The following is a 12,909-nucleotide window of genomic DNA, read 5'->3' on the forward strand; positions in this document are numbered from 1 at the left end:
AGCCTTGCTGCGTCGCAATAAATCCAGTAAAAGACCGCCAGCTTGATTTAGGTCAATTTGCCGGTGCACGAATCGCGTGCCGAGACCTTCTGAACCACACTCTAAATATGTTGGAGCTTGCCTTGACCGCACGCGCCGGGGCCGTTGCGCCTGTTCAATCGACGAAACTGGATGCAGCGCGCATCAAAACCGAACTTTTGGCCGGGCTGACGGTTGCTCTTGCGCTTGTACCGGAAGCCGTTGCTTTTGCTTTTGTGGCCGGGGTCAACCCTCTTGTTGGGCTTTATGCGGCCTTTTTTGTCGGCTTGATCACGGCCTGTATCGGCGGCCGTCCGGGGATGATTTCGGGGGCAACCGGTGCGCTTGCCGTTGTGATGGTGTCCCTGGTCGCGCAGCATGGTGTGGAATATCTCTTCGCTACCGTGGTTCTGATGGGTCTCATCCAGATCGCCGTTGGCCTTTTGAAATGGGGCAAATTCATCCGCATGGTGCCCCATCCGGTGATGCTCGGTTTCGTCAACGGCCTTGCGATTGTTATCTTCCTGGCTCAGCTCGGCCAGTTCAAGGTTCCCGATGGTGCTGGCGGACTAGAATGGATGACCGGCTTGCCGCTGTATCTTATGCTCGGCCTAATCACCCTGACGATGGCAGTCATCTGGATTCTGCCGCGCTTCACCACAGCGTTTCCTGCGCCCTTGGCGGGCATTCTCGTTGTTACCGGTTTGGTCCTTGGGTTCGACCTCGACACCCGCTCGGTCGGCGACCTTGCATCCATCGCCGGGGGATTGCCGCAGTTCCACATTCCGATGGTCGAACTCAATCTGGACACCCTTCAGATCATCCTGCCTTATGCCATCATTCTTGCCGCAATCGGCCTGATTGAATCTCTCCTGACCCTGAACCTTGTGGCCGACATGACGAACACCAAGGGCGGCGCGTCCAAGGAGTGTTTTGCTCAGGGAACGGCCAATGTGGTGACCGGTTTCTTTGGCGGTATGGGCGGCTGCGCCATGATCGGCCAATCGATGATCAACGTGAAATCCGGCGCACGCACGCGGATTTCCGGCATTGCAGCTGCACTGTTCTTATTGTCCTTCATCGTTGTTGCTTCGCCTTTGATCGAACAGATTCCGGTCGCAGCCCTCGTCGGCGTAATGTTCATGGTCGTGATAGGCACCTTTGCCTGGGCCAGCTTGAAGATCATGCACAAGATCCCGCTGACCGATGCGCTCGTCATGATCGTGGTCACCGGCGTGACCGTTTATGCGGACCTCGCGGTTGCCGTTGTTGTTGGTGTGATTATTTCCGCCCTCGCCTATGCCTGGAATGCGGCCAGCCGGATCAACGCAAAAATTGGCAAGAGCAAAGAAGGCTGGAAGGTCTACCGTTTGGAAGGCCCCTTGTTCTTCGGCTCTACCACAGGCTTCGTCGACTTGTTCGACCTGCAGAACGATCCGGACGATGTTGTAGTCGACTTCCTCGACAGCCGCGTGGTGGATCATTCTGGCTTGGAAGCCATCGACGCACTTGCTTCCAAATATGAAGCTGCCGGCAAACGCCTGCACCTGCGCCACCTATCTCCGGACTGTCAGAAACTTCTTCATAAAGCCGGCAATCTTGTCGAAGTGTCCGTCCTCGAGGATCCGGACTACGAGGTTGCTGTCGATTATGGCCATACGTTCGACGCACCCGAGAAAGCGGGTTGAGGCTCTTCAGGGCAACCAGTTCGATAGTGAATCGGCTCAAGCAAAAAGCCCGCAAGGTCATTGACCTTGCGGGCTTTCTTGATTCTAACTCAACGAAAGCGCAGCTGCACTCACACTACTTGAACCAGAAAGTCGTCTCACCCCTGTGTCCAAGCCAACAAAATTCCGGATCACCCCAGCACTGACAACGGTCTTGGGAGTGTTCGTACTTCTTACCGCTGGCGCAGTCTTTCTCGTCCAGGCCGTTGTATCCCGGGATGTGGTTCGAGAGCTGGGTGGGCAACTGATTGACGCGGGTATGGATGGTCTTGAGGCCGCCATTGCAGAACAGCTTTACTCCATTCGCAAAACTGCCTCTTACACTGCCCGCGCGCTGGATACAGAAGCGGTTAGCCTGGACGATCCAGTGAGCCTGGAAAGCTACTTGTTCGGGGCTCTGGCGCCGCTTGATCAAGTCTCGTTCGCGTTGATAGTCGACGCCACCGGCAACGGCATTCGTGTTGATCGCGGCGGCGGCGCCGGCTCTCTGCTTTCAGAAGAAGTCTCACTAGACTTGGATGAACCGCTGGTCTCACCAGTTTTTGATCGGGCTAAAAACACCTTTTCGCCCTTCTGGAGCGATCCGATGTTTATCCCGCGGCGCGACAATACCTATCTGCTTTACGTTAAGCCGCTGCATGAGGCGGGCACCTATCTGGGCACCATCATACTTGGAATGTCGCTGCATCGTATGTCGGAGATCACACGCCACCTGTCTGATGACGACATTACAGTCTTCTTGATGCAGGTCGGCACCACAGAAATCATTGCGCACCCCGAACTAAGCCACCATTTCGCCGATCTGCACCCAGAAAACATCCTGGTCGATGTCGATGACGTTCCTGATCTCTTTCTCGCAGGCTTTACGAAACTCAAAAAAGTGGGAAATCGTGCCTTTGATCTCAATCCCAGGGACGCACTCTATTCAGGATATGATGAAACGGGCGAAAAACGGTTTCTGGTTCTCGAAGACAGAAACCGGAGCTTTCGAGGTCTTCCTGTCCGCGTCGGTGTTCACTTCCGCGCAGAATATCTTGAGCACTCGGTCAATGAGTTGACAGGAGCTGCTGCGACAGGTCTTGGGTTACTCGGGTTATCGTTGTTGGGTGCTGGCCTGTTGGCACGGCGGATTTCCGTTCCTGTCAAACGGGCCTCCATCGCTGCAAATGAGGTAGCCGGGCTAAATCTCGGTGATGTTCGAGACTTGCCTCCAAGTTCAATCCGCGAGCTTGACGATCTTGCCCGCGGTTTCAACGCGATGGTCTCGGGCCTTAAAGCCTTCAACCGGTATGTTCCAACAAGTCTCGTGAAACGCCTCATTCAGGAAGGACGAACCGAAACTCCGCCACAGGAACGCGAAGTTGCTGTGCTTTTTACAGACATTGTCGGTTTCACGTCCTTGTCCGAGGGTTTGACGGCCACCGAAACGGCTAACTTTATCAACCATCACTTGTCGCTGCTTGGGGCCGAAATCACCAAAGAAAACGGCACCATCGACAAATACATCGGCGATGCGGTCATGGCGTTCTGGGGGGCTCCGGAAACCCTCGACAATCCGGCAGCGTCCGCTGCCAGGGCAGCCCTTGGTATCGCGAAGGTTTTGAAAGATGACAACAGCCAACGAATTTCCCGCGGTGAAACTCCCGTTCGCATCCGGATCGGCATCCACCTAGGTCCGCTCGTTGTCGGCGATATCGGTGCACCTGAACGAGTCAATTACACCGTGATCGGCGACACGGTAAATATTGCAGCGCGCCTCGAAAGCCTTGGCCGGGACATCGACCCTGATGCGGATATCATTATTACCGTTTCTAAGGAGGTTGCCGATCGGCTGCCGCAGACCATGCTGGTCGATCAGATCGGCAACCAGAAGGTCAAAGGCCGGGACAACCCGGTCGAAGTCGTGCGTTTGTGGAGCGAAAACCAGGTGTGATGAAGACCGTTCGGTTGTGCATCCAGACGCTTCACACTCACAAACGCAACTTAAAGGACCCGTACTCCGAAAAGCATACCTAGACTTTACATCAATGCCTGTTACTTTTCTCCGTATTGACCTTAGGCAATGGCCATCGCCATAGTTTAAGTCTCTTTCCGGCTGGGAGGGAATCGTGTCAGCGACATCGCAGCAGGTGTTATTCGGAATATACGGTCTTGCATTTTTCACCTTCGGCCTGGTTATGGCTGTTAGGACTGTGGGTCACAAAGGCTCAATGCTGGTCAACCGGATGCGACTGCTTGCATTGTTTGGTTTGTTACACGGGGTATTTGAGTGGCTGGTGATGTACGGCGTTGCCGCGACGTATCCCAAGTCGACCATCACTCTGGCCGTGTTTTCGTTTCTTCCATTGATATTGTTCGCCTTTTGGGAATCTAAAGGCCTCGCAGTCATAGGGAGTATTCTCTGCGCCGTTTTGGCCGCATTTTGGCTGTTTGCGGCAAGCCTGTTTGATAGCCCCGCAATTCTCGAATTCATCGGAAGGTATTGTTTCGGTGTTCCAGCAGCCTTGGCCGCCGGCACCACCTTTCTTGCCGATAAATCTTTCCGCCACCGAAATGGTCCCCCGTCTGGGGCGCTGATACTCGCTGGCAGCTGTTTTCTTGTCTACGGCGCCTCTCAACTCGTCTCTTCTCCCGTCGGTGTCGTCGGATTGCCGCTCATTGAAACGAATACCTTTATGGCCCTCACTGGGATCCCTATTTTCGCGATCCGGACCATCATCGCCGTTCTTCTGTCGTTGGCCGGGGTGATGTTGATGAGCGAATTCGAAACCATCAACCAGCGAAACCTTGAAAGCGAACTGGAAAACGCAAAGACAGTCGCAGAAAACCGGAATGAGGCACTGCTAGAAGCGTTGGCCCGTAATGAACACCTGGCAACTCATGATCACCTCACAGGACTTGCCAACCGGCGCGGTGCCGAGAGATTTCTGGAAACAGCCTACGAAGATGGAATTTTCGAAAATGGCATCGCGGTGCTCCACATAGATCTCGATGACTTCAAGCAAATCAACGATACGTTGGGCCACGCCTCTGGTGACCGTTTTTTGCGCCACATTGCCGATACTTTAAAGGCCAATACCCGGCCCGATGATTTCGTCGGACGGATTGGTGGCGATGAATTCCTTGTCATAGGCCGGCTCGACCGGAAAGACACCGACATTCGGGAACTCGGACAAGAACTCATCAAGGTGCTGCGGGAACCATTGATGATTGAGGGCCGCCCCTGCCGATGCAATGTAAGTATTGGCATCGCGTTTGAGCGCAACGCCGACTTTGACGTCGACCATATGCTGCTGCACGCCGACACAGCCCTCTATCGCTCCAAACGGAACGGCAAAAACCGTATTGAGTTTTTCTCCAAGGAAATCCAGAACCAAATTGTCAAAAAGAAACAACTCGCTGATGAGATTTTCGCTGGGTTGGAAGACTCTACATTCTTTCCTGTCTACCAGCTGCAGTTCTGCGCAAAGACCCTCAATGTCGCCGGTGTGGAAGCCTTGGCCCGCTGGCAACATCCGATCTATGGCATTGTTTCACCAGCTCATTTTTTGAAGCTTGCAGAAGAAATCCATGTCATTGCGCAAATTGATCACCAAATCCTGCTCAAGGCCCACCATGACTTTGCGGCCTGGATCGATGACGGCGTGTCGATCCCCAGGCTGGCTGTCAATATTTCGGCCAACAGATTACGCAACAACTCTTTAATCGACGCCATTTCGGATCTTTGCGGTCACTCGGAGCGCTTGTCGTTCGAACTGCTGGAATCGATCTTTTTGGACGACCCGGACGAGCGGATTTCGAACAACATCCGCAGACTGCGGGAGATGGGAATTGAAATCGAGGTAGATGACTTTGGCACCGGCCACGCCTCTATCATCGCATTGATGAAACTATCGCCGACCCGGCTCAAAATCGACCAGGCACTGGTCGGGCCGATCACCCAATCAAAGTCTCAGAGAAGCCTTGTGAAATCAATTATCGACATTGGCTCTGCGCAGGGAATTTCGGTCACGGCCGAAGGTGTGGAAACCATGGAACACGCAAAAATCCTGACCGATCTCGGCTGTGATGTCTTGCAAGGTTTTGCCCTTGCCCGGCCAATGCCTGCCGATGATCTCTTAGCATTTCTATCCGCCGGCTCCTGGCGTGACAGAGCACAGCAGTCCGCTTAGGCTCGACACCACTCTTGACGCCAAAAGCACTCAATTTTAAATATAGCCCCCACCGCCTCACCACTTCTATTTGAATATTTTGCACAACACCCAAATGCCCACTTACCAGTCTTATGTTCTATGCACGTCGCCGAGGAGCGGCAGCACGCTCTGTTGCCGGCTGCTGAAAGCCTCCGGCATCGCCGGAGATCCGCAATCCTATTTTCACGAACCATCTGTCAGTTCATGGCAGGCAGATCTCGGAGTGGTGCCGGATCCTTCCCATTCAGACCGGGAAGCCCTGAAGGCTGTTTTTACAACCGCCCGCCAAAAGGGCACGGCGAATACCGGACTTTTTGGCCTTCGCCTTCAACGGCACAGTTTTGAGTATTTTTTCAAGAAACTCGGTGACTTTCATCCTCAATTACCAAGTGATCGCACGCGGTTTGAAGCGGAATTCGGAACCACGCTGTTCATCCATCTAACGCGGCAGAACAAGATCCAGCAGGCAGTATCCTATGTAAAAGCTCAACAAACGGGGTTGTGGCATCAAGCTCCTGACGGAACTGAGTTGGAACGGCTCTCTGCCCCACAAGATCCGGTCTATGACCCCGGGGCTCTTCGCAATACCTACGACCAATTCCTGAAATATGATCAGGACTGGAGCGATTGGTTCGCCAAAGAGAAGATCACCCCGTACCGTGTGACTTACGATCAACTGTCTGCAGATCCTCAAGACTCGTTGCGGGATATTTTAGGGGCACTTGGCAAAGACCCGGCCGCCGCAGAAGGTGTTGATCCGGGGATAGCAAAACTGGCTGACGCGACAAACCTTGATTGGGCGAACCGGTTGCGTAAGCAACTGGACCAGAACCATCTTCGGCGAACCAGGACAGGCGCCTTTGAACAACAGGAACTGGGTTAGCGGACCAAAACATTCTTGAACTGCCAGGGGTCATTCTCGTCCAGATCTTCGGGGAAGAAGCCCGGACGGCCCTCCAGTGGTGTCCAATCGGTGTAATAGCCCTTCACCGGACCAAGATAAGGCTTCTGGATTTCCAGGCAGCGCTTGTAGTCCATCTCATCGGTTTCCACGATCCCGGCCTCCGGATTTTCCAGCGCCCAGACCATACCAGCAATCACTGCCGAACTGACTTGAAGACCTGTCGCATTCTGGTTGGGTGCCAATTTGCGGGTTTCCCCGATCGAGAGCTGCGAACCATACCAATAGGCGTTCTTCTTGTGACCGTAGAGCAGCACTCCAAGCTCATCGGTGCCGTCCAGGATCTCTTTTTCTTCCAAGACATGCAGCGTATCTTGAACCTTTCCGGCCGCACCGAACAGCTCGTGCAAGGACAGAACCGCATCATTGGCCGGATGATAAGCGTAGTGGCAGGTTGGCCGGAATTTCAGCTTTTTACCGTCATCCAGTGTGAAATAGTCCGCGATCGAGATCGCTTCATTGTGAGTTACCAGATAGCCGAATTGTGGACCTGATGTCGGGCACCATGTGCGCACGCGGGTGTTGGCCCCGGCTTGCTCCAGATAGATTGACGCACGGCAGCCTTTGTCATGTTCTTTCGCGTTTTTGGGTTTCCAGGTTTCATGTGTCCCCCAGCCAAGTTCTGCTGGCTGAAATCCTTCAGACAGAAACCCTTCAACAGACCAGGTGTTCCAGAATGTGCCCTGCGGTTTTGGCTTCTTCGCCCGCTGAGTGTCCCGCTCGGCAATGTGGATGCCTTTGACACCGGTCTTGCGCATTAGCTTGGCCCAGCCTTTGCGGTTCTTCGGCTCCTTGACCTTCACACCTGTTTCGGTAGCAACGTCAATCAGGGCCTGCTTGACGAACCAGGACACCATGCCGGGATTGGCTCCGCAGCAGGAAACGGCCGTTGTTCCGCCCGGGTTCTTTTTCTTTTCCCGGCGCACGGTTTCGCGAAGCGCGTAATTGGTCCGCTCAGCAGCTTTCGCGGTTTCATCGAAATAGAAGCCGAGCCAGGGTTCAACAACCGTGTCGATGTAAAGAACACCAAGCTTGCGGCAGAGTTTCATGAGATCAAGCGAAGACGTGTCAACCGACAGGTTGACCACAAACCCCTGCCCCTCCCCTTCGGTCAGCAGAGGTGTCAGGATTTCTTTGTAATTGTCGGCAGTCAACGCAATCTTTTGGAACTTGTAGCCTTTGTCCGTCACCATTTTCGCATCGGTGTCCACCGGGTCGATCACGGTGACGCGGCTCTTGTCGAAAGCAAAATGCCGCTCGATAAGCGGCAATGTACCCTTGCCGATGGATCCAAGGCCGATCATCACCAGCGGCCCGGTGATCGTTCCGTGGACCGGCCATTTCTTCGCAGCAGTCGTGCGCCGTGGCGCTGCCTTGCGGGCCGGCGCCTTACGCGCTGGGGTTTTGGCAGCTGTAGCTGGTCTTGCCTCAGCGGGTTTCGCTGCAGGTTTGCGCGCCGCGGGTTTCCTGGCAGCCGGCGTTTTAGCTGCAGCCGCTTTGCTGGCAGATGCTTTTGTGGCTGCTGGTTTTTGTGCCACCGGCTTGGTTGCCGGTGCTTTCGAGGCCGCTGCTTTCGTACTTCGCGCTGAGGCCGAAGCAACTCGCGGCGTGCGCGGTTTTCTGGCGGCTGGTTTAGCGGCGGCTATTTTTGCAGCAGCCGCCATTGCCGCGGGCGCCTTTGAAGCGCTCGCGGTAGCAGACGGACTTGCCGCTGGTTTTGGAGCGGCAGCTCTGCGCCGCGTCGCTGGCTTGGCAGTCGGTGCTTTTTCCGCTGGTTTCGCTTCTACCGGATTTGCAGCTGTCCGGGATGACGGCCTCCGTCCCGGTGCCTTGGCTGTTGGCGCTTTCGCTGCAGCCGGCTTAGCGGCCGCGGCCTTTGCAGGTGAACGCGCTGGCGTTTTGGCGGTTGCAGCCCCGGACCGGGTCGTTCTGGGAGACTTGGCTGTTGCACGCGTTGTGGTTGGTTTAGCAGTTTCCGGTTTTACGGCAGCTGGCTTGGTTGCTGGAGTTTTGGACGCTGCGGCCGATTTTGATGCTGCGGGCTTGCGCCGTGTTGCCGGTTTGCGGGCCGGTTTTGCAGCCTCTTGTTTCGGCGTATCGCCATTGTTCTCGTCGGTCATTTCCAAAACTCCGAATTTATATGATCCGCCCGGCACTTGAACGCGGTCCGGTTGTCAATTCTCCCAAAGTCAAAAGCGCACTCAATGCGCATTTCTAGACATGCCGCGTTTTTTGCCAGAGCGCAAGCATATCCAAAAAAAGAGCGGCGGGACAAACCGCCGCTCTCTCAGAACAGGAAATGTAAACTATTTGGCTTTGTCAGATGACGTAGGATGCCAGCGGTGCAAAGCCGTTGAAGCCGACCGACGAATATGTGGTTGTGTAGGCACCACAGGCCTCGATCAGAACCTTGTCACCTATCGATAAGCTGACCGGCAACTCATACGGTGTCTTTTCATAAAGCACATCGACACTGTCGCACGTTGGTCCGGCCAGAACGCACGGAGCTGTTCTGTCGCCGTCCTTTGGTGTTTTGATCGGGTACCGGATCGCCTCATCCATGGTCTCGGCCAGTCCGTGGAACTTGCCAATGTCGAGATAGACCCAACGCACGTTGTCGTCTTCATGCTTCTTGGAGATGAGGACGACTTCTGCTTCGATCAGCCCCGCATTTCCGACCATGCCGCGGCCCGGCTCGATAATCGTAGATGGCAGCTGGTTGCCGAAATGCTTGGAGAGCGCCTGGAAAATTGCCTCACCATACCGCGGCACGCCCGGAACATCTTTCAGGTAACGGGTCGGGAAACCGCCGCCCATATTGACCATTTTTAGCGCGATGCCGCGGAGCGCCATTTCCTTGAAGACATCTGCCGCCATGGCGAGAGCGAAATCCCAGGCTTCGAGATTGGCTTGCTGGGAGCCGACGTGGAAGGAGACGCCATAGGCTTCAAGCCCGAGCCGGTGGGCGTGTTCAAGGACGTCGGGTGCCATGGCCGGGTCGCAGCCGAATTTTCTGGACAATGGCCATTCGGCGCCGATGCCGTCACACAGGACGCGGCAGAAGACTTTGGATCCAGGGGCAACGCGGGCGATTTTTTCAACTTCTTCGACGGCGTCGACCGCAAAGAGCCGGACGCCAAGCGCAAAGGCACGTGCAATGTCCTTCTCCTTCTTGATCGTATTGCCATAGGAAATGCGCGACGCATCGGCGCCGGTTGCCAAAACCATTTCCACTTCAGTTGGTGAAGCGCAGTCAAAGGACGAGCCAAGGCTCTCAAGCAGATCCAGAATCTCCGGAGCCGGATTGGCTTTCACCGCATAATAGACAGACGTGTCCGGCAAGGCCTTGGCGAAGGTTTCAAAATTCTCCCGCACGATGTCCAAATCGACAACAACACACGGGCCGTCATCGTCACGTCGTCGCAAAAACTCGCGGATCCGCTCGCTCATGGGGATGTCCCCTTTCCAATTTTGAGCTGCAGCTGCGCATCATTTCAGCTTAAAGCGCGCTGCAGTTTCACGTCGCAGGGGCTGCAAAGACAAATACCGGCCGCTCCGGGATGGAACCGGAGAGCGGATTGCGCTTCACAGCGACGGTTGGGCAATGCGCTGCTGACAATCAGGCGCAAAGCTTTCCCGCGTCGGGAATGCCGTTGATTGGATCGGAAAACCGAACCGCACGTCGGGCAAGGATGTAACAAGTGCCTCTTCTGTTACCCCGGAGGTTGGACACCCCGGCAGAGACCAAAAGGGCCCTCTTTACGTCGTTGCTTTCAAACCGTCCGGATCGGCTGCCCCGCCCCTTGGCGGTGTTTATTGGCAGCTACCCCTTAAGAGGCCTCCTTCGAGAAGGGACCCCATGAACGGCCTCGGGCACGTGCGAATTTGGGCAGGCGCTATATGATCGAATTTGCTCTTCTGCGCAAGAGGTTTTTGACCACGCTGCACGAAGTTTTCCAGATGGGTAAACAGCAGCCTTTCCGATGGACATATCAGGTATCTGCCCCGGCAAAGGCGTCGGCCAATCCTGAACCAAATCCGCTGTACTGTTGCCAGCCTTTCGGAGCGCCTTATGTCTTGAATTTGAACACTTCAGCCGACCGCCGGCTCTCCAATTTCACGACGAGGAAACCACATGAAGAACGCTCCGTCTTGCCTTTTGGCATTCTCAGCTTCAGCCGCTTTCTTCTTGGCTTCCTTTGCAGCCCATGCTGAACCACACCGGTATGAGCTCGACCCCGCCCACACCACAATCGCCTTTAAGGTCGATCATTTGGGTTATGCTGACACGCTCGGGTTCTTTTTAACCTTCAATGGTGGCTTTACCTACGACATGGAGACACAGGAGCTGTCAGACCTGAACGTCACGGTGAGCACTGCAAGTGTCGAAAGCTTTGACAAGGCGCGCGACAATCATCTGCGCAGCAAGGATTTTCTGAATTCAGAGGCCCATCCGGACATGGTGTTCACCGCTGACGGAGGTGCTGCACTCACGGAAATCTCCGGTACTGTCGCAGGCACTTTAACGTTGCTTGGACAAAACCGGCCACTGACCCTGGAGGTGACCCTTAACAAGGCCGCCAAATACCCCTTCGGCCATGGCCGTTTCACCCTTGGCATCAGCGCCTCGGGCACCGTCAAACGCAGCGACTACGGTATGATGTACGCGGTTGAAAACGGCTTTGTCGGCGATGACGTGGACCTCATCATCGAAACGGAAGCCATGCGGGTGGAGTAGCCGAAAACGGTTCGAAAACTTCTGGTAAAATAAGAAAAACCAGGGAGCCATAGTCGGCTCCCTGGGTCATTCCGGGCCCCGGAGATTGGTGGGTGAGGCCCGATTAACGTCCGGAGGCGGGCTTCCGGACGCTATTCTCATTAAGCTCAACCGCGATTGTGGCCCTTGCCGTGTTTGCCCTTATGGCCACGCTTGAAGTCGGACTTGGTGATCACACCATCCTTGTTGCGGTCGGCCCGGTCCAGCATTTTGGTCAGGGCTTGTTCGTGCTCTTCAGCGGTAATCGACAGGCTGCCATCGGTATCGGCGCGCTGGAACATGTTGACGATACGCGCGTCATTCACGGCCAGCCACAAAGGCCCGAAGTCATCCAGGGTGAAAGACCCGCTGCCGTTGGTGTCGGCCAGAGCAAACAGGTCTGCCCGTTTGGCATCGAAGTCTTCGCGGGTCACCGAGCCGCTGCCGTCCGTGTCAAAGAGGGTCATGAACATGCGCGCAGGCCCGCCACGGCCGTGATGTTTGCCGTGTCTGCCGCGTTTTTCGTTGCGCGCTTCTTTTTGCTCTCCTTGTTTGCCAGCTTTCTGGCCGCGCATTTGATCCTTTTGACCGCGGACGATTTCCACAACACCGTTGTCATCCCGGTCAAGCCGGTTGAACATCCGGTTCGCAACCCGGTCAACCTCTGCCTGGGTCACCGTGCCATCTCCATCGCGGTCGAGGCGCTGAAATGCCCGGACCATGCCGTCGTTGGAGCGCTCTAAGAATGCAGCCTTGAATTCGTCCAGGCTGACACTTCCATCACCATTAGTATCGGCAGATGCAAAATCCGCAGTCCGGACTTCGGAAATCTCAGCTTGTGTGATGACGCCATCTTTGTCGGTGTCGTAACGCTCAAACATGCGCTTGGCCGCACGTTTACCGCCGCGCATACCATAGCCGCCGTCAAAGCCGCCGCGTTTGCCCATATGCGCAAAATTCTGTTCAGCCATTGCCTGGCCGGTTTGCCCCCCGCCCGCGTTTGCCGCGCCGGACTGGGCGTAAGCAGGCAGGCCAGCGGTCAAAGCAGTGCCGGCAACACTTGCAGCCAAAGCAGCGATTGCAATCGTCTTGAACGGTTTCATTCCAACAACTCCTTGGTTCGTTGATGAGCTGAAGGTAGGTGGCAATTGTCGCAAGAATACCGGCAGATTTAGCCTCAAGTGTCGCAATCTGTCCCGGTTTCAGCGGCTGATACAGTCTGTTACAAACTCTGCTCGCGCTGCGGCGGTCTAC

9 protein-coding genes are annotated in these 12,909 nt (G+C 55.3%); 6 read left to right on the top strand and 3 right to left on the bottom strand.

All coding sequences use genetic code 11. The features are described 5' to 3' along the window. The first annotated feature begins 107 nt into the window (after positions 1 to 107). The 4 genes from FJ695_RS23920 (at position 108) to FJ695_RS23935 (ending at position 6,821) form a co-directional block, all read left to right on the top strand. On the top strand, positions 108 to 1,706 hold the full coding sequence (locus FJ695_RS23920; RefSeq protein WP_141187784.1) for a SulP family inorganic anion transporter: 1,599 nt from the start codon (positions 108 to 110) through the stop codon (positions 1,704 to 1,706). Between the two features lie 199 nt (positions 1,707 to 1,905). Next, the gene (locus tag FJ695_RS23925) at positions 1,906 to 3,678 is read left to right on the top strand and encodes an adenylate/guanylate cyclase domain-containing protein (RefSeq protein ID WP_209010796.1); all 1,773 of its coding nucleotides are present in this window, start codon (positions 1,906 to 1,908) and stop codon (positions 3,676 to 3,678) included. A gap of 175 nt (positions 3,679 to 3,853) precedes the next feature. Further along, positions 3,854 to 5,917, top strand: coding sequence for an EAL domain-containing protein (locus FJ695_RS23930; RefSeq protein WP_141187786.1), 2,064 nt, complete (start codon positions 3,854 to 3,856; stop codon positions 5,915 to 5,917). Positions 5,918 to 6,011: 94 nt separating this feature from the next. Beyond that, positions 6,012 to 6,821 carry a Stf0 family sulfotransferase gene (locus FJ695_RS23935; protein WP_141187787.1) on the top strand — a complete coding sequence of 270 codons (810 nt, stop codon included), beginning with the start codon at positions 6,012 to 6,014 and terminating at the stop codon, positions 6,819 to 6,821. Here the strand turns inward: FJ695_RS23935 and FJ695_RS23940 are convergent. Continuing rightward, entirely contained in the window at positions 6,818 to 8,203 is a 1,386-nt protein-coding gene (locus tag FJ695_RS23940; protein ID WP_141187788.1) for a homospermidine synthase, read from the bottom strand. The two genes, FJ695_RS23935 and FJ695_RS23940, sit on opposite strands and share 4 nt — an antisense overlap. On the opposite strand from FJ695_RS23940, the gene FJ695_RS23945 reads away from it, so the two are divergent. After that, a complete protein-coding gene (locus FJ695_RS23945) occupies positions 8,178 to 9,059 on the top strand; it encodes a hypothetical protein (protein ID WP_141187789.1) in 882 nt (293 codons plus the stop codon). The two genes, FJ695_RS23940 and FJ695_RS23945, sit on opposite strands and share 26 nt — an antisense overlap. Before the next feature lie 159 nt (positions 9,060 to 9,218). Here FJ695_RS23945 and FJ695_RS23950 read toward each other — a convergent pair whose 3' ends face one another. Continuing rightward, complete coding sequence (locus FJ695_RS23950; protein WP_141187790.1) at positions 9,219 to 10,349, bottom strand: type III PLP-dependent enzyme; 1,131 nt, start codon at positions 10,347 to 10,349, stop codon at positions 9,219 to 9,221. Between the two features lie 685 nt (positions 10,350 to 11,034). Between FJ695_RS23950 and FJ695_RS23955 the strand changes: the two genes are divergently transcribed. Next, complete coding sequence (locus FJ695_RS23955; protein ID WP_141187791.1) at positions 11,035 to 11,637, top strand: YceI family protein; 603 nt, start codon at positions 11,035 to 11,037, stop codon at positions 11,635 to 11,637. A 146-nt stretch (positions 11,638 to 11,783) separates the two neighbouring features. Here the strand turns inward: FJ695_RS23955 and FJ695_RS23960 are convergent, their stop codons facing one another. Then, positions 11,784 to 12,758, bottom strand: coding sequence for an EF-hand domain-containing protein (locus FJ695_RS23960; RefSeq protein WP_141187792.1), 975 nt, complete (start codon positions 12,756 to 12,758; stop codon positions 11,784 to 11,786). Positions 12,759 to 12,909 lie beyond the last annotated feature (151 nt).

The sequence above is a fragment of the Labrenzia sp. PHM005 genome (assembly GCF_006517275.1).
Classification (GTDB): Bacteria; Pseudomonadota; Alphaproteobacteria; order Rhizobiales; family Stappiaceae; genus Roseibium.